General features: G+C 41.0%; 17 protein-coding genes and 1 riboswitch. Of the genes, 10 read left to right on the top strand and 7 right to left on the bottom strand.

The genetic code is table 11. The features are described 5' to 3' along the window. The first annotated feature begins 28 nt into the window (after positions 1–28). The 4 genes from ABFG93_RS03935 to ABFG93_RS03920 all read left to right on the top strand — a co-directional run bounded on the left by ABFG93_RS03935 (position 29) and on the right by ABFG93_RS03920 (position 4,800). Positions 29–1,312 (top strand): extracellular solute-binding protein, encoded by a 1,284-nt coding sequence (locus tag ABFG93_RS03935; protein WP_347550814.1) that lies wholly within the window; start codon positions 29–31, stop codon positions 1,310–1,312. A 96-nt stretch (positions 1,313–1,408) separates the two neighbouring features. Beyond that, entirely contained in the window at positions 1,409–2,692 is a 1,284-nt protein-coding gene (locus ABFG93_RS03930; RefSeq protein WP_347550812.1) for a carbohydrate ABC transporter permease, read from the top strand. 1 nt (position 2,693) lies between these two features. After that, positions 2,694–3,536, top strand: coding sequence for a sugar ABC transporter permease (locus ABFG93_RS03925; protein WP_347550810.1), 843 nt, complete (start codon positions 2,694–2,696; stop codon positions 3,534–3,536). Between the two features lie 223 nt (positions 3,537–3,759). Next, positions 3,760–4,800, top strand: a complete 1,041-nt coding sequence (locus ABFG93_RS03920) for a LacI family DNA-binding transcriptional regulator (RefSeq protein WP_347550809.1) — start codon at positions 3,760–3,762, stop codon at positions 4,798–4,800. Between the two features lie 18 nt (positions 4,801–4,818). Here ABFG93_RS03920 and ligD (ABFG93_RS03915) read toward each other — a convergent pair whose 3' ends face one another. The 4 genes from ligD (ABFG93_RS03915) to ABFG93_RS03900 all read right to left on the bottom strand — a co-directional run bounded on the left by ligD (ABFG93_RS03915) (position 4,819) and on the right by ABFG93_RS03900 (position 8,395). Further along, complete coding sequence (gene ligD, locus ABFG93_RS03915) at positions 4,819–5,709, bottom strand: non-homologous end-joining DNA ligase (RefSeq protein ID WP_347550807.1); 891 nt, start codon at positions 5,707–5,709, stop codon at positions 4,819–4,821. Beyond that, positions 5,676–6,578 (bottom strand): non-homologous end-joining DNA ligase, encoded by a 903-nt coding sequence (gene ligD / locus ABFG93_RS03910; RefSeq protein ID WP_347550805.1) that lies wholly within the window; start codon positions 6,576–6,578, stop codon positions 5,676–5,678. Before ligD (ABFG93_RS03910) ends, ligD (ABFG93_RS03915) begins: the two co-directional genes overlap by 34 nt. Continuing rightward, positions 6,575–7,396 (bottom strand): Ku protein, encoded by an 822-nt coding sequence (locus ABFG93_RS03905; RefSeq protein ID WP_347550804.1) that lies wholly within the window; start codon positions 7,394–7,396, stop codon positions 6,575–6,577. The genes ligD (ABFG93_RS03910) and ABFG93_RS03905 overlap by 4 nt, the downstream gene beginning before the upstream one ends. 129 nt (positions 7,397–7,525) lie before the next feature. Continuing rightward, the gene (locus ABFG93_RS03900) at positions 7,526–8,395 is read right to left on the bottom strand and encodes an SDR family oxidoreductase (protein WP_347550802.1); all 870 of its coding nucleotides are present in this window, start codon (positions 8,393–8,395) and stop codon (positions 7,526–7,528) included. Between the two features lie 145 nt (positions 8,396–8,540). Between ABFG93_RS03900 and ABFG93_RS03895 the strand changes: the two genes are divergently transcribed. From ABFG93_RS03895 to ABFG93_RS03875, 5 genes are all read left to right on the top strand, one after another. Beyond that, positions 8,541–9,701, top strand: a complete 1,161-nt coding sequence (locus ABFG93_RS03895; RefSeq protein WP_347550800.1) for a histidine kinase N-terminal domain-containing protein — start codon at positions 8,541–8,543, stop codon at positions 9,699–9,701. Positions 9,702–9,739: 38 nt separating this feature from the next. Then, positions 9,740–9,842, top strand: a riboswitch (TPP riboswitch). A gap of 135 nt (positions 9,843–9,977) precedes the next feature. After that, positions 9,978–10,670 carry a thiaminase II gene (gene tenA, locus ABFG93_RS03890; RefSeq protein ID WP_347550798.1) on the top strand — a complete coding sequence of 231 codons (693 nt, stop codon included), beginning with the start codon at positions 9,978–9,980 and terminating at the stop codon, positions 10,668–10,670. After that, the gene (locus ABFG93_RS03885) at positions 10,667–11,245 is read left to right on the top strand and encodes an ECF transporter S component (RefSeq protein ID WP_347550796.1); all 579 of its coding nucleotides are present in this window, start codon (positions 10,667–10,669) and stop codon (positions 11,243–11,245) included. Before tenA ends, ABFG93_RS03885 begins: the two co-directional genes overlap by 4 nt. Before the next feature lie 11 nt (positions 11,246–11,256). Beyond that, positions 11,257–12,705, top strand: coding sequence for an ABC transporter ATP-binding protein (locus tag ABFG93_RS03880; RefSeq protein ID WP_347550795.1), 1,449 nt, complete (start codon positions 11,257–11,259; stop codon positions 12,703–12,705). Then, complete coding sequence (locus tag ABFG93_RS03875) at positions 12,683–13,477, top strand: energy-coupling factor transporter transmembrane component T family protein (RefSeq protein ID WP_347550793.1); 795 nt, start codon at positions 12,683–12,685, stop codon at positions 13,475–13,477. The genes ABFG93_RS03880 and ABFG93_RS03875 overlap by 23 nt, the downstream gene beginning before the upstream one ends. Before the next feature lie 72 nt (positions 13,478–13,549). Here ABFG93_RS03875 and ABFG93_RS03870 read toward each other — a convergent pair whose 3' ends face one another. Continuing rightward, a complete protein-coding gene (locus tag ABFG93_RS03870) occupies positions 13,550–13,681 on the bottom strand; it encodes a hypothetical protein (protein ID WP_347550792.1) in 132 nt (43 codons plus the stop codon). Between the two features lie 87 nt (positions 13,682–13,768). Further along, positions 13,769–14,623 carry a DegV family protein gene (locus ABFG93_RS03865; RefSeq protein ID WP_347550790.1) on the bottom strand — a complete coding sequence of 285 codons (855 nt, stop codon included), beginning with the start codon at positions 14,621–14,623 and terminating at the stop codon, positions 13,769–13,771. A gap of 317 nt (positions 14,624–14,940) precedes the next feature. On the opposite strand from ABFG93_RS03865, the gene ABFG93_RS03860 reads away from it, so the two are divergent. Beyond that, on the top strand, positions 14,941–15,750 hold the full coding sequence (locus tag ABFG93_RS03860) for a YitT family protein (protein WP_347552751.1): 810 nt from the start codon (positions 14,941–14,943) through the stop codon (positions 15,748–15,750). Positions 15,751–16,365: 615 nt separating this feature from the next. On the opposite strand, the gene ABFG93_RS03855 is transcribed toward ABFG93_RS03860, so the two are convergent. After that, positions 16,366–16,626: a NifU N-terminal domain-containing protein gene (locus tag ABFG93_RS03855; RefSeq protein WP_347550788.1), complete on the bottom strand. Its 261-nt coding sequence runs from the start codon at positions 16,624–16,626 to the stop codon at positions 16,366–16,368. Positions 16,627–16,657: the final 31 nt, after the last annotated feature.

The raw sequence follows: 16,657 nt of genomic DNA, 5'->3' as shown, positions 1-16,657 counted from the left end.
CTATCGTAAAATTTGAGGGGGTTAACACATGAAACGTTTTTTTACTTTGTTTCTAACACTTGTCCTTGCAATTGGGGTACTTGCAGCTTGTGGACCACAAAACACAGAAAATGCTTCTAACAGCAGTGAAGGCGGCAACGAGGGTGATGCGGAGGCAAATAAACCTGAGAAGCTTGTTGTTTGGGAAGATACAGATAAAGGGATCGCACTTGAACCCGCAATTGCAAGCTTTGAAGAAGAATATGGTATTAAAGTAGAATTTAAAGAGCTAGGTATGGCTGATGAAATTAGAGAACAGATTCGACTTGACGGTCCCGCTGGAACAGGTCCTGACGTTATTACTCTTCCACATGATCAGATTGGACAGGCTGCTGTTGAAGGACTTATTTCTCCAATTGAGGTTGATCAGGCAGTTACTGATACGTTTACTGACTCTTCTATTGAAGCAGAAACATATAATGGTGAGCTTTATGGACTACCAAAAGCAACTGAAACACCAGTTTTTATTTATAACAAAGCTTTGATGGATAAAGCTCCTGAAACAATGGATGAAGTATATGATTTTGCTACTGAGTTTACAAAGAACAAGCAATATGGATTCCTTGCACTTTGGGATAATTTCTATTTTGCAAACGCTGTACTAGCTGGTTATGGCAGTTATGTATTTGAGCGTACAGATGAAGGTCTAAATCCGCAGAAGCTTGGACTAAACAATGAAGGCGCTGTAGAGGGTGCACAATACGTACAGAAGTGGTATGCAGAAGGTCTTTTCCCTAATGGACTTATCGGTGAAAACGGTGGCTCCACAATGGATGGTCTCTTTAACGAAGGAAAAGCGGCATCTGTAATGAACGGTCCATGGGCTTTCCAGGGCTATAAAGATGCTGGTATCGATATTGGTGTTGCACCTATGCCTAAACTTCCGAACGGTGAGAATTTCGAAACATTCATCGGTGTAAAAGGCTGGCACGTAAGTAATTTCTCAGAAAATAAAGAGTGGGCTACAAAGCTAGTTGAATGGATCTCAAACGAAGAAAATGCAAAAATTCGCTATGAAAAAACTGCTGAAATCCCTCCAGTTAAAGCACTAATTGAAGATCCTGTTATTGCTGATAACGAAGGAGCAAGTGCAGTAGCAATTCAATCTCAATACGGTGTTCCAATGCCAAACATACCTGAAATGGCAGAAGTATGGGAGCCGGCAGCATCTGCGCTTCAGCTTGTAGCAACTGGTAAGCAAGAGCCAAAAGCAGCGCTTGAAGAAGCTACGAAAACAATTAAGTCTCAAATCGAACAGAACCACAGCAACTAGAGTTTTGAAAAATTCAAAGCGGTACTCCGGAAACGGGGTACTGCTTCTCACTTTAAAGGTAGAAAAGTGAGGGGAAGAAAGGGGATTGCCATCACGATGGAGGCAACTGAACGTCAAACGAAGCATCGAAAAACAGGACTCGCTTTATCACTGATACCGGGGTTCGGTCAGTTTTATAACAAGCAGGTTCTAAAGGGGCTCATGTTCTTTATTCTTACAGTTTCCTTTGCAGTTGCTTTTGCTGACTTAATCAATATCGGATTATGGGGGATTGTAACACTCGGAGAAGAACTACCGCGAGATCACTCCATCTTCCTTTTAACTCAGGGAATTATTGCTGTCCTGGTTATCCTTATCGGGCTTGTGATCTACTTCTTAAATCTTAGGGATGCATACTTGAACGGAAGAAATCGTGATCTTGGCATTCCTCTAAATTCTGTTAGAGAACAATACCGAAATGTTTCTGAACAAGGCTTTCCATATTTAATGTTAACACCAGGATTTTTCCTTTTAATTTTCGTTGTTATTTTCCCAATTTTATTTGTTATCTTACTTTCTTTTACGAATTACGATCTTTATCACTCTCCACCAGCTAATCTTGTTGACTGGATTGGGGTTCAAAATTATATTGATATATTTAAACTGGACATTTGGCGCAACACATTCCTCGATGTGTTCTCATGGACAATCGTTTGGACATTTGTTGCAACAACGGGACAAATTGCCATCGGTATCTTCCTGGCCGTCTTAATGAACCAGAAAGACCTTAAATTTAAAGGCATCTTCAGAACTATTTTTATCCTGCCCTGGGCTGTACCTGCATTCGTTTCTATTCTTGTTTTTGCAGGGATGTTCAATGAAACTTTTGGTGCGATTAACAATGACATCTTAGCTGCTTTCGGTATCGACGCGATTCCATGGCTTACAGAGCCATTCTGGACGAAAGTTGCTTTAATACTCATACAGTTCTGGCTTGGATTCCCGTTCATCTTTGCAATGGTAACGGGTGTGCTTCAATCTATTCCAGATGAATTATACGAAGCTGCGACAGTGGACGGCGCTAATATTTGGCAGAAATTCAGAGGCATTACGCTTCCGATGGTCCTGTTCGCAATTGCACCAATTTTAATTACGCAGTATACATTTAACTTTAATAACTTTAACGTGATTTACTTGTTTAATGGAGGTGGACCTGCTGTATCAGGTCAAACGGCAGGTTCTACTGATATTTTGATTTCATGGATTTACAAGCTAACCTTTACATCCGCACAATATGGTAAAGCTGCTGCCATCACAATGATTCTTTCCGCCATCGTTATCGGTGTTGCATTGTGGCAGTTTAGAAGAACGAAATCATTCCAAGAAGAGGATATGATGTAATATGAGTCCAAAAATGCAGAACACACTACGTTTAACTTTGTCCTATATTGCCATTGCGATCGCTTGTGTCATTATCCTGTATCCAGTTCTATGGATAATTGGTTCATCGTTTAACCCGGGTGATAGCTTATCAGGTTCATCGATTATTCCGAAAGATGCAACACTAGAACACTATAGATCTTTATTTAATACAGCAGAGAGTGACTACCTGCTCTGGTACTGGAACACATTGAAAATTTGTATCATCACAATGGTGCTTGCTGTTGCGATGATCTCCTGTATGGCTTATGCATTTTCGCGCTACCGTTTCGTAGGCCGGAAAAATGGATTAATGACATTCTTAATACTTCAAATGATTCCTAACTTTGCAGCGTTAATTGCGATTTATGTACTGGCTTACATTACTGGATTATTAGATACCCACTTTGCGCTCATTCTTGTTTATGCTGGTGGACTGCTTCCGATGAACACATGGCTTGCAAAAGGGTACTTTGATACAATTCCGAAAGAGCTTGATGAGTCAGCAAGAATTGATGGAGCAGGACATTTTCGCATCTTCTGGCAGATTATACTACCGCTTGCGAAGCCTATTCTTGCCGTAGTGGCGCTGTTCAGTTTTATTACACCATTTACTGACTTTATCCTCGCACAGGTTATTTTAAGAAGTGAAGAGAGATTCACGCTAGCTGTTGGATTATACAAGATGATTTCTGATCAGTTTGGAAATGAGTTTACCACGTTTGCAGCAGGATCGGTTTTAATTGCCATTCCAATTTCTATCTTGTTCCTTTCGCTTCAACGTTACTTTATTTCTGGCCTTACAGCAGGGGGAACGAAGGGATAATCAAAGAGCAACACTGATGGAAGTTTCCCATCGGAAATGGAGAGAGAAGTTTAAGAGGGAAGATACTCTTGGTGCTTCTTTCTCCTTTTTATATGAGATGTCTTTTTAAATAGAAATCGTTTAGAATGGTTAATTATAAAGAATCGTAAAAACCTGTAGAAGGTTTTAGATGTGTCTATAAACTTTAAGGATAACCGTAAGAGAGTGGATAGGAGGAATAGAAGTGGCAGTAACCATTAAAGATGTAGCTAAGCTTGCAAATGTTGCACCTTCGACGGTATCGCGTGTGATTGCGAACAATTCACGAATTAGTGAACAAACGAAGCGCCGTGTTCGTGAAGCGATGGAATACCTTGGCTATCATCCGAATTATAATGCAAGAAGTCTTGCTAATCGAAGCACACAAACAATCGGGCTCGTAATGCCGAGTTCAGCGGATAAAGTTTTTCAGAATCCGTTTTTCCCTGAGGTACTTCGGGGCATCAGTACGAAAGCACATGAGAAAGATTACACGATCTATATATCTACAGGATCAAAGGAAGAAGAAATTTTAGAAGGTGTAATGGGGATGGTTCATGGGAGACGAGTCGATGGGATCGTAATGCTTTACTCAAGAATTGACGATAAAATCATGACGTTTCTTGAAGAACAGAACTTTCCATTTACTGTTATTGGTAAACCATTAGCCAACCCAGATTCCATTACTCATGTGGATAATGATAACTTCCGAGCAGCAAAAGATGTGACAGAGCACTTTATTAGTAAGGGACACGAACGCATAGCTTTTGTTGGAGGAAATCTGGATCTGGTTGTAACCGTCGACCGATTGAGTGGGTATGAAAAAGCACTTCGAGAAGCCAATATTCTTCATAATGATGACTATGTTGTTCATGTAGAGTTTCTAAAAGAAGGTGGACAGGAAGCGGTGATGGAATTGTTCACCCTTGAGGAACCGCCAACAGCGCTTGTTGTAGCCGATGATTTAATGGCTCTTGGGATTATGAGTAAGCTTGATGAAATGGGACTTTCTGTCCCTGAGGATGTCTCAATTATAAGCTTTAACAATGTGATGCTGGCTGAGTATGCAAGTCCGCCATTAACTTCAGTTGATATTAATATTTTTCAACTCGGGTATGAGGCGGTTAACTGTTTGCTTGAAAAGATTCACGATCCTGATTCAGGAAACAAAAGAGTCTGTGTGCCACATAAAGTCGTTGAACGCTGGACAGTGAAAACGCTTACCGAAAATGAGAAAGTGAAGTAGCCACTCCTATGAGAATGGCTACTTTTTTAACTTGGACAGCCACTCAAGGATTGGTTGGAAAGGTTGTTTCTGACGTGCGTCTTCTAAGTGACGAAAAGGACATGAAGTGCGTTTGATAACTTCCTTCATTGTAAACGTTTTAGGTAATAGTTCTTCTGTTAATTCGTCCCATTCAATTGGTGCAGCAACAAGGCCATCTTGATTTCCTCTGGCTGAATAAGGAGCTATGATCGTTTTTCCTGCAGCATGCTGGACATAATCGATATAGAGTCGTCCATGGCGGTTCTTTTTTAACCTTTCAGTCGTAAATGATTGTGGATCCGTTTCGACTAAATAGTTTGCAATAAAAGCAGTGAATTGCTTCGTATCTTCATACGTAAATGTATCAATTGGAAGTGGAATATGAATTTGCAACCCTTTATTACCGGATAGTTTAAGAAACCCAGTTAATTGAAGACGATCAAGGACGAGCTTAATTTGTTTTGCAGCGTTTGCAGCAAGGTAGAACTCATCCTGTGAGGGTGGATCAAGGTCAAATACAATTTCAAAGGGCATGTGGCTGTCATAAGGCGAGAAAGGAATATGAAATTCAATGGCTGCTTGGTTTCCTAGCCATAGAAGGGAAGGTAAATCAGAGCAAATAATATGATTATTGTCATCCATATAAACTGTATCAATATACTCCGGTGCATAATCAGGGCAGTTACGCTGATAAAACGCTTCTCCATCTACACCATCAGGAAATCGAATAACGGTTAAGGGTTTTTTTTGTAAAAAGGGCAGCATGAGAGGTGAGATAGTAGCTAAATAGTGTAGGTAGTCAGCTTTTGTAATACCAGGCCAAAGGTATTTGTCAGGGTTTGAAATACTAACCTCTATATCGTTAACGATGATTGAATGGTTTCCCACGTGCAATCCTCCCAGGGTTTTTGGAAGCAAAACCGTTTAAATCTTGGGTGCCTTAACATTTCATTGTAAAGATCCAGATATTCTAGTTCCAATACAATGCCTGGCTTTACGTAAGAAAGGCTCTGCTTTTCCTTTGATGTATTTCCTTTGATAATTTCTAATAATGCTCCTCGCTCTTCGGAACTTAACCCGTGGGAAAAGCGGGCAATTTCATATATTCCTCCTGATCGTTTCACCGCAGTATGAAAATAACCATTTCGATGATCATAAGCGTTTAAAAAAACGGTCGCGCTTTTCCAATTCTTGATCTTCAGCCAGTTTTCCGTTCTTTTCCCTTCTCTGTAAAGACTGTTATGCTTTTTACAAACCACTCCTTCCCCTTTATAGTGCTGGACAAGTTCCCATAAGCCGTCTATTGTTTCATGCATGTGAACCATCGCAATGGATCTATTATCAGGAAGTCCTTGTAATACTTGTTGTAATGCCTTTTTTCTTTCATGCAATGGAGAGGATAGAAGTAGCTTCTTCTCAAGTGTAAGCAGATCGAACACCATAAAGGTAATCGGTTTCTCCTTACGTTTATGAAGGGACTCAAAATCAGCACAGTACTCATTTTTAAGAATACAAATTTCTCCGTCTAAACAACAGGGAATGATGTTGTATGTGACAAATAGGGAGGATAGAGCGTCGTGTAAGATTTGAAATCTTTTGTTCAGATGATGACCATTTCGGCTAGTTATCTGAATCGTTTCCCCATCCCAGTCCAAAATCGCTCGATATCCATCATATTTCACTTCGTAAATCCAACCTTCGCTACCAGGAAAAGAGGAGGACAGGGTTGGAAGCATTGGAAGTAAAGACCTAGTCATTTCGCGACCTTTTTCTTTCTAGGGGCTGCTTTTTTCTTTTTCGCCGGTTTAGGAGTAGAGTCGAGACTTGCTTGTAGGGCGTCCATCAAGTCTGCGACATTCCGTTTTGGTTTTTCTTCAACCACTTTGATTTCATCACCGGAAATTTTGCTTTCAATCAAAGCCATGATCGCTTCCCGTCGTTCGTCTTTGTAGTTGGAAGGCTCAAACTTTGTTGTTAGCTGTTCGATGAGCTGTTTAGCTAACTTCTTTTCTTTGTCGCTTACTTCTAGCTCTTCTGGTAAATCGGGGACGTTATCGATGGCTCTAACTTCATCAGGGAAATACATGGTTTCAAGCATTAATCCTTTCTCATACACTCGAACCGCTGCCAGATGCTCTTTGGAGCGAATTGTAATCTTAGCAAGTCCGATCCTCCCGGATTCCTCCATAGCTTGTTTTAACAGCATGTAAGGTTTATTGCCGTTATCATTTGGCCCAATAAAATAAGAGCGGTTGAAATATACAGGATCGATGTCAGTCAGTTCAATGAAGTCTACAATTTCAACTGACTTATTTTTTTCGCGTGCAAGTGATTCGATTTCATCTTTTTCCATAATCACAAACTTACCCTCTTCATATTCATAACCCCGAACAATTTCATCTGATTCTAACGAGCGATCACAATTGGGACAGCGCTTTTCATACTTTATTGGCGTGTGGCACTCCTGGTGAAGGTACCGCATTTTAATATCCTTATCTTCTGTAGCCGCATAAAGTTTGATTGGAATATTAACAAGTCCAAAACTAATCGCTCCTTTCCACATCGTATGCATCATGATCATCCTCTCAAAGTTAACTTTCCATTAGTTTCTCACCATCGTTTAAAACCATAATAGAAAATAGTGGAAGAGGCATATTGAGCGACTCTGTATTATACATAAAAAAACCTCCTTGAGAAGGAGGTTTTAAGACGTCACATATTGCCCGCCGTTAATGTGAAGGGTTTGGCCAGTCATGTATGAGGATCCGTCTGAGCCAAGCAATACATAAGCTGCGGCCAGCTCTTCCGGTTGCCCTGGTCTTCCCATTGGGGTATTCGTACCAAAATTTTTCACTTTCTCAGCAGAGAATGTGGAAGGAATAAGCGGTGTCCAGATTGGACCAGGTGCCATGCTATTTACACGAATGCCTTTGCCTACCAGTGATTTCGCAAGGCTTCTTGTGAAAGCAGTTATGGCGCCTTTCGTACTGGAGTAATCAATGAGCTGCTCGTTTCCTTCGTATGCTGTTACAGAGGACGTATTGATGATCGCACTTCCTTTCTTGAGGTGTGGAAGTGCGGCTTTTGTTAAATGAAACATTGAGAAGACATTGGTGCGAAAGGTTTTCTCTAATTGTTCAGCCGTTATCTCCTCCAGTCCTTGTTTAGGATGCTGTTCTGCGGCGTTATTAATTAACACATCAAGTTGCCCATAGTGCTCGATTACCTGGTTAATCACACTTGAGCAAAAAGCTTCGTCACCAATATCTCCCGGTAGAAGAAGACATTCGCTGCCCTCATCTTCAATTTGCTTTTTGGTATTCTCAGCATCTTCATGCTCATCGAGGTAAACAATTGCAAGCTTTGCTCCTTCTTTCGCATATGCGATAGCGGCTGCTTCACCAATACCACTGTCGCCTCCAGTGATAAGTGCTACTTTGTTCGATAATTTCCCTGAACCTTTATAATCGTTATCCTCAGTCAGTGGAGAAGGGTTCATTTCCTTCTCTGAACCTGGTTGGTGATTTTGATGTTGGGCGGGTTGGCCGTTAGTTTGTCTGAATTCAGGACGCATAAGTAATCTCCTTTCGGTAATGTGTATATGAAAGGATTTACCAATTTTTCTTGTTTTCAAACCTGAAATCGTAAGACCATGTGAGGAAAAACGTAATACGTGATAAAATGAAACAAACTTACCAGTAGTCAGTGAGGCGAATGTCATGAGTAGTAACCACTTAAAACAAAATTTTGAAGAGCAGCTTGCCACGTTTCTCGAACGTTTTCAGCCTGAAATTGTAAATAGGTGGCTTGCTATTGCGAGACTTTCACCGGATGATCCCTATTATGAAGAAATAATCAAAAATGGAAAACGAACAGTAGAATTAATCACAAAGTATATTCGTAATCAGGATGAAAGCTGGATTAAAACACTAACAAAGAAAATTGCAAGTGAGCGAATTGAGGCCAATGTTAATATTGGAGAATTAGTAGCCAATATTAATTCAGGAAGATCAGTTGTCATCTCGGTTCTCAATCAATCAGAATTTAATCGAAACGAGCTTTCGAAAGCCCTTGAAATCATAAACAAATACTTTAATGCGTATTTGTATCATTCCGTGACAGAGTACACGAATCTTAAAGATAGCATCATTCAGGATAAAAATAAATTCATCCAGGAGATGCATAGTGATCGATTAACAATCCTTGGGCAGCTTGGAGCAAGTTTCGCTCATGAATTTCGAAATCCGTTAACCTCTATTAAAGGATTTTTAAAGCTGCTTGAGCATAATCAAGCGATGAATAAAGAAATGTGGCAACACTACTTTGCAATTATCAATGGAGAAATGGAAAATCTTGAAAAAAAGGTTAGTCAATTTCTATATTTATCAAAAATGCGAGGTATTGATGATAATCCGTTACCTGCAAATGTAAGCGACTTGCTAGCTTATACAACGGAAGTTCTTTACCCAAGGCTGTTGGAATCAATGATTGAGGTGAAAACAACCATTGAACAGGATTTAATGGTATATGGGGTAGAAGAGCAGTTAAAACAGGTTATCCTTAATATCATGATCAATTCTATTGAAGAATTGAATGAAAATCCTGTGAAAAACCGTCTGATTGAAATCAATGGCAGATGCGATGGTCAGCTAATAGTCATTGAAATTACTAATAATGGCAAGTTGATACCAACTCATCTTATAGATCGCATATTCGATCCCTTCATTAGTACAAAGAATCTTGGAACGGGACTTGGTTTATCGGTATGTAAGCAGATTATTGAAAAACATAAGGGTTTTATTAATGTTCGGTCAAATGAAACCAAAACGACTTTTGTTATCAAACTTCCGGTTATGGTTGACAATGAGTGGAAAGCATAGTAGTTTATAAACTATATTACATGAATTAAAAGCTTTTTAATATCCACTAGGGGAGTCATTTACGTGACTGAGACAGGATTGCCTGGACCCTTTGAACCTGATCTGGTTAGCGCCAGCGGAGGAAAGTGGAGACGGATGCAATCGCAGCCGCTCCATTTTTGGAGCGGCTTTTATATGTCTTTACATATAAAAGGTGATACCAAAAATGACGGAGATCGCATTCACTCTCCTTTCCCTCTTCATCAGGCGGATGAAAAGCGGAGAGGAGTTTTTTATATGTCATTTACGCAAGAGCTAAGAGAGGAAGCTGCCCCGATTTTTGAGGCTATTTTTGATCATCCTTTCGTACGAGGGATAGCTGCTGGGGAATTAGAAAAGGATCAGCTTGTTCACTATGTTAAGCAGGATTTTGAGTATTTAAACACGTTTATGAAAATCTATGGTATGGCTGTTTCAAAGTGTGAAACAAGAGAAGAAATGGCGCTATTTAATGAGCAAATTTCCTTTGTCCTCCATAGCGAAATTCACCCACATAACAACTTATGTCGCGCTGCTGAAGTAACTTATGAGGAGCTTCATGGGTTTCCACTTGCTCCGACCGCACATCATTACACAAGGCATATGCTTGAGGCAGCACATTCAGGAACTCTCGGTGAAATTGTTGCGGCTCTCTTACCATGCCCGTGGACGTATCTTGAAATAGGACAGCGTTTAATGGAAGAAGTCCAGCCTGATGAAACCCATCCTTTTTATGATTGGATTACTTTTTACGGAGAAAAATCGATGGAGCCTGTAACCGATCAGCTAAGAAAAATGCTTGATAAATGGGCTGAAACTGCACCAGAGAATGAATTAAAAAGGATTAAGGAGTATTTCATGATTAGCTGTCAGTTGGAATATGGGTTCTGGGAAATGGCTTATACTGTTGAGCAGTGGCCGGTTGAAATAGGAAGGGGAGTAAAAACATGAAACGCTTAAAATTGTCCGATATTTTGATAACAATCGTAATTGCGCTTGTCTTTGGCATTATTTATAAATTATGGGGCCCGGTTTACAACGTATTTAAACCATTTGGGCTTCATATCGGCGACCTCATTTACGGAATGTGGTTTATTGCCGGTACGGTAGCTATGCTTCTTCTTCGTAAGCCAGGTGTAGCTCTCCTGGCAGAGACTGCTGCTGCCTCTGGTGAATTTTTAGTTGGATCAGAGTACGGATTATCTGTTCTTTTATATGGCGTAGTTCAGGGGCTCGGAACGGAATTGATGTTTGCCCTATTTGGTTACAAGCGCTATACAGCATTTGTAGCAGCGCTTGGCGGTATTGCGGCAGCTGTAGGATCGCTCGTGATGGATGCGGCGTATGGCTACGTTATGGACCTTGCACTCTGGAATTTATTATTACTAATCGGTGCTCGTTTATTAGGAGGATTGCTGCTAGCTGGGATTCTAGCTTACTTCCTAGTTGAAGCATTGGAAAAGACTGGCGTTACAAGTCTGATTCGACCAGCAAGTGACGAGGACTATAAAGCGCTTGATCGTTGAGGAGTGATTGTATGAAAGCAGGCGTTACGAATTTGCGCGTAAAATATGCAGGTGTACCAACATTATTGTTTGAGGATTTATCTCTTAATATCTCTCAAGGCGAGAAAGTGCTATTTCTCGGACCTAGTGGATGCGGGAAATCGACGTTACTTCAAATACTGTCAGGATTAATCCCGAATGCCGTTCCAGTACCAATGAAGGCAGATGAAGCGATCATACCCGAATCCACTGGGGTCGTCTTCCAGGATCCCGATGCACAATTTTGTATGCCATACGTAGATGAAGAAATTGCGTTTGTGCTAGAGAATCGAGCAGTGCCTCAGTCTGAAATGAAGGGACTTATTCAGCACTATTTAAAGAAAGCGGGTCTTTCGTTTAACGATCCCCATATTGAAATTAGTACGCTCTCGCAAGGGATGAAGCAGCGCCTCGCAATTGCTTCTATGCTTGCACTCGAGCCTGAAATGATTTTCCTTGATGAACCAACAGCACTACTCGATCCAGAAGGAACGACAGAAGTCTGGACTACCATAAAAGAAATTAAAGCGAAACAAACCATGATTATTGTAGAGCATAAAATTGATGAGGTGATTGACTTTGTCGACCGGATTGTTTTGTTTGATGGGGAAGGGAAGATTCTTGCTGATTCAGACCCAAACACCATTTTTTCATTTTATAAACAGCAATTAAAGAATTATGGCATTTGGTATCCGGGTGTCTGGGAAGAGCATGTGAGTGAAAATGTTATCCCGCAAGTAAATACAGGGGGGATGGTTTTATCTATCCATAATTTAAAAGGTTATCGTGGAAAAGTTCCTAAAATTGATGTGCGTGAGATCACGGCGAATGAAGGGGAATGGATCGCGATAACGGGTGAAAATGGAGCGGGAAAGAGCTCCCTTCTATTAAGCTTGATGAGCGTTATGAAAACTACCGGTCATAAAATAATTTATGGCCAGGAGCTAAAAACGGTAAGTGATGCGCGTCAGCAATTTGCATTTGTTTTTCAAAATCCAGAATTTCAGTTTGTGACCAATTCAGTTTATGAAGAGCTTGCATATTCCCTTGAGATTACTGGTGATCCAGAAGTTAACGAAAAAGTGGTATCATGGCTGCATTCGTATGAATTGGACCACGTGAGCACCCTTCATCCTTATCAGCTTTCTACAGGGCAGAAGCGCCGCTTAAGTGTTGGAACAGCGATGTTTGGCGATCAACCCGTCTTGCTTTTAGATGAGCCAACATTTGGTCAGGATGCAAGGAATACCTTTAAGCTGTTACAGCTTTTTGAAGAGTTAAGGGCAAATGGAATGTTGATCTTAATGGTTACGCATGATGAGCATATCGTTAAGAATTATGCGACTAGAGAATGGGTGGTCGATGCCGGAATTCTTGTACAGGATCGTTGCTCAGATCGAATAGGGGAGGTTGATCGCCATGCAATGGACTCTTCAATATGAAGAAACGTGGCTTCATCGCCTGAACCCAGCGTTCAAGCTTACTTTCTTTCTACTCATATTTCTACTGTTGTTATTTATTCATAACCCCAATATGATTGTGAATATCACTGTAGTTCCCCTTATACTCGTATGGTTTGCGACAGGGCATAAGAAGAAACTGCTGCTGATTATGATGATCCCTTTCCTGATTCTATTTTTCTCAAGTGCCTCAAGTATGATTTTCTTTGGACAGGGGTCAACAACATGGTGGAAGTGGGGTCTCATTCATATCACTGAAGAAAGCTTTTATCGAGGGCTTCACATTGGGTTTAGGGCGCTGAATTTTGCATTGCTGGGATTGTTGTTTGCATTAACAACAAGACCTGTATCTCTTTTCTATTCACTCATTCAGCAGTTAAAAGTTCCACCGCGCTTTGCCTATAGTTTCATGGCGGCTGTCAGGATTCTCCCAGTGATGATGGAAGAATTTCAGCAACTGAGAGCTGCACTTCTGATAAGAGGAGTAAAAAAGAAGAAAGGCTTTGCTCGGATCATGCAATCTGTGAAGCTATATGCCGTTCCGCTCTTATCACAGAGCATTAGAAGAGCGCATCGAATCGCTGTTGCAATGGAAGCAAAGCAATTTAGTAACGAGAAACGGACGTATTACTACCAACAAAGTGTTTCAAAACGAGATCTTTATTTTGTGCTGTTTATAACAGGAGGTCTTGCGCTTGCCACCTGGATTGGCACGACATATCCTTATTTCGCGATAACTGATGTAAGACAATAAGACCCCGGCTCATCCGATGAACCGGGGTCTTATTATTTATCCAACAATTAAGGGTGGGGTGGAAGTTTTACTTTATAAATGATCCGAATCTTTTGAATACTGATGTTTTCCGCCTTCTCGATTTTCTTCTTTTAACCTGTTTTTCACCATTCGTTTTGCATTGTGGTCAACAGGTTTCTTATTGTTATCTTTTGTGGATGACATCGGTAGCCCTCCCTTAGCAATAGAATCTAACGCATACTTATAGGATGCACGTTTCAAACTAATCCTATGTAGGGAGGAAGTTTTTCCTTATTTATTCAAGAAAAACAGGGCAAGCGTTCCTGGGCCGGAGTGAGATCCAATGGTGGCGCCAACTTCAGTAATTATGAAGTTTTCACTGCCGTATGTTTCTTGAATCACACTTTTCAGTTTCTCAGCACTTTCGAGGTCATCACCATGCGAAATCCCGATGAGCTGAGACTGCAGGTTAACACCGCGTTCCTGCATGATTTCTACCATTCGTTTATATACTTTGTTTTTGCCACGGATCTTTTCGATGGGAACGAGTTTTCCATCTTCAACGTTCAATACGGGTTTGATTTTAAGCATTCCACCAATGAATGCCGATGCTCTACTTACTCTTCCACCACGCTGAAGAAATTCAAGGTCGTCAACGGTAAAAATATGTTCCATATGTGTGAGGTAGGATGTTGTTAAACTCTGAAGAATCTCATCAACTGATTTTCCATTTTCAGCAAGCTTTGCTGCATGAATTGCCATTAGTCCGTACCCAAGTGATGCGGCTTTCGAGTCAATGATCTCCATTTGAACGTCAGGAAAATCTCCCTGAACTTCATTCTTAATGACGGCTGCAGATTGATAGGTGCCTGAAATACCGGAGGAGAGCGCAATGTAAATAAAAGGCTGTCCCTGCTCTGCATACTTAACAAACGTTTCTCGTATCCTTGCTGGGGGGATCTGAGAGGTCTTTGCCATCGTACCTTCTCGAAGCAGCTTGTATAATTCTTTTGCCTGAATGTCTTCTCCATCATAGTATTCTTCATCTCCAACAATGACCATAAGAGGCATAATCTCAAGGTTGTGTTTACCAACCAGGTCCTGGGGTAAATCTGAAGCGCTGTCAGTTATAATTTTAACATTCACGGACAATCTTCCTTCCCATTTTTATTAGATATGTATGTAGAATCAGCACTGTTTTCTTAAAGTTTATCCCGTCCACAGGTGAAAATCAATCCTTTACAATATTGTAAGTGAAAAAGAGTTGACGTACTATGGTTAGTTTGTTTAGATAAACATGGCTTAGTAGTAGGGATCAGTAGAAATCCTCCTTCTTAAGAACTTTACGATTGAACCTCTATGCTTTGTTATGTATAATGATGTCTTCGAACTTATACAGTAAATGATCCTTATCAATTAAGAGGGTGTTAGAAGTGGAAGAAGTAAAAAAGATAATTGTTATTATGTTAGGTGCAGTTCTTGGAGCTGTCTCGCTTAACTTGTTCCTGATTCCTGCTAATGTGTATGCAAGTGGGTTTACTGGAATCGCGCAGCTTCTTTCAAGTGTGCTAAGGGATTATACCCCAATAAATATTTCTACAGGTATTGTCTTGCTGTTATTAAATATACCTGTCGCAATCCTTGGTTGGAAGAAGGTCGGGAAATCCTTCACGTTATATAGTGTCATTAGCGTTGGTGCAACTACATTCTTCCTTGGAGTGATACCGATTCAAGCTTTATCAGAAGATATCCTGCTGAATGCCGTATTCGGTGGTGTCATCACTGCAATCGGGATTGGCTTTACATTAAAATGGGGTGCTTCAACAGGGGGAATGGACATCGTCGCCATGATTCTCTCTAGAATGAAGGACCGACCAATTGGAACGTACTTCTTCAGTTTGAATTCTTTAATCATTCTTACTGCAGGTATGCTTTACGGCTGGGAAAAAGCTCTCTATACACTTGTAACGCTATATGTATCTTCACGAGTGATTGACGTTATTCACACGCGACATGAGAAACTGACAGCTATGATTGTCACTGCAAAAGGGGATGAACTGCAAAAAGCCATTCACGATCGTCTCGTTAGAGGGATTACCAAACTCCCTGCAAAAGGAGCTTACCGCGGAGAAGACAAAGAAATGCTCATGATCGTCGTCACACGTTATGAACTATACGACCTAGAGCACGTCATCCACGACATCGACCCAACCGCATTCACCAACATCGTCAACACCACCGGAATCTTCGGCTTCTTTAGAACAGATGGTTAGTTTGAAAAGCGGAAGTGACCGAGGGTCTGGCCACTGCAGCTTGATCTCACGAAAAGCGAAGACGAGCGTTTAGAAACGGAGATATTGGAACTCTTTCACAGGAACACGTTTGTTGTGTTCCTGTGAAAGAGTGAAATATCGCAGTTTCTGCGAGTCATAGCTAGATACGAAAAGCGGAAGAGGGCATTTAGACTCGGCAGGCACTGGAGCCTTTCAAAATGAACACGGGCTTTGTGTTCAGGTTGAAAGGTGAAGTGTCCGAGAATCTGCCCCTGCAGCTAGACACGAAAAGCGGAAGAGCCCGTTTAGCCCCGACAAGCGCTGGAACCCTTCAATTTGAACACGACCTTTGTGTTCAGGTTGGATGGTGAAGCGATCGAGGGTCTGGGCTCAGCAGCTAGACACGAAAAGCGGAAGAGGGCGTTTAGACTCGGCAGGCACTGGAGCCTTTCAAAATGGACACGGGCTTTATGTTCAGGTTGAAATGTGAAGTGTCCGAGAGTCTGCTCCCTGCAGCTAGACACGGAAAGCGGAACGGGCGTCGTTTAAATCCGCATGATGTTGGAGCCCTCTAAACAAAAAAGTTCCCCGAAATGGGGAACTTTTTTTCATTATTTAAGCATTGTTAGTAATTGTTTCTTTCACTTCAGGAAGCAAATTATCCCATTCAGCTTCAGGGATTTTGTTGATTGTAATGAAGTCCTGGTAACCAAATACATTATCAACACCATCTAATTTAAGTAATGCTGCTGCCAGTGGATGGTCCGGATTATCATTTTTCTTAAATGAATGACTTGAAGTACCTTCAAATAGCTGCTGATCAGCTGTGATTTTAATAGCATTTGGGTTTGGTGTGTGGTCTACGCGTAATTCCATGTCTTAAACGCCTCCTTTCTCTACCATACTT

It is taken from the genome of Pseudalkalibacillus hwajinpoensis, assembly GCF_039851965.1.
GTDB lineage: Bacteria > Bacillota > Bacilli > Bacillales > Guptibacillaceae > Guptibacillus > Guptibacillus hwajinpoensis_E.
The sequence above is the reverse complement of the archived record's forward strand: the minus strand, read 5'-3'. Positions and strand labels throughout refer to the sequence as shown.

What these genes read in the sequence shown, in the direction of transcription:
- ABFG93_RS03925 (WP_347550810.1), top strand. Translation starts at nt 2,694, where the DNA reads ATGAGTCCAAAAATGCAGAACACACTACGTTTAACTTTGTCCTATATT.
- ABFG93_RS03935 (WP_347550814.1), top strand. Translation starts at nt 29, where the DNA reads ATGAAACGTTTTTTTACTTTGTTTCTAACACTTGTCCTTGCAATTGGG.
- ABFG93_RS03905 (WP_347550804.1), bottom strand. Translation starts at nt 7,396, where the DNA reads ATGATGCATACGATGTGGAAAGGAGCGATTAGTTTTGGACTTGTTAAT.
- ligD (WP_347550805.1), bottom strand. Translation starts at nt 6,578, where the DNA reads ATGACTAGGTCTTTACTTCCAATGCTTCCAACCCTGTCCTCCTCTTTT.
- ABFG93_RS03900 (WP_347550802.1), bottom strand. Translation starts at nt 8,395, where the DNA reads ATGCGTCCTGAATTCAGACAAACTAACGGCCAACCCGCCCAACATCAA.
- ABFG93_RS03855 (WP_347550788.1), bottom strand. Translation starts at nt 16,626, where the DNA reads ATGGAATTACGCGTAGACCACACACCAAACCCAAATGCTATTAAAATC.
- ABFG93_RS03930 (WP_347550812.1), top strand. Translation starts at nt 1,409, where the DNA reads ATGGAGGCAACTGAACGTCAAACGAAGCATCGAAAAACAGGACTCGCT.
- ABFG93_RS03870 (WP_347550792.1), bottom strand. Translation starts at nt 13,681, where the DNA reads ATGTCATCCACAAAAGATAACAATAAGAAACCTGTTGACCACAATGCA.
- ABFG93_RS03885 (WP_347550796.1), top strand. Translation starts at nt 10,667, where the DNA reads ATGAAACGCTTAAAATTGTCCGATATTTTGATAACAATCGTAATTGCG.
- tenA (WP_347550798.1), top strand. Translation starts at nt 9,978, where the DNA reads ATGTCATTTACGCAAGAGCTAAGAGAGGAAGCTGCCCCGATTTTTGAG.
- ABFG93_RS03875 (WP_347550793.1), top strand. Translation starts at nt 12,683, where the DNA reads ATGCAATGGACTCTTCAATATGAAGAAACGTGGCTTCATCGCCTGAAC.
- ABFG93_RS03880 (WP_347550795.1), top strand. Translation starts at nt 11,257, where the DNA reads ATGAAAGCAGGCGTTACGAATTTGCGCGTAAAATATGCAGGTGTACCA.
- ABFG93_RS03860 (WP_347552751.1), top strand. Translation starts at nt 14,941, where the DNA reads ATGTTAGGTGCAGTTCTTGGAGCTGTCTCGCTTAACTTGTTCCTGATT.
- ABFG93_RS03895 (WP_347550800.1), top strand. Translation starts at nt 8,541, where the DNA reads ATGAGTAGTAACCACTTAAAACAAAATTTTGAAGAGCAGCTTGCCACG.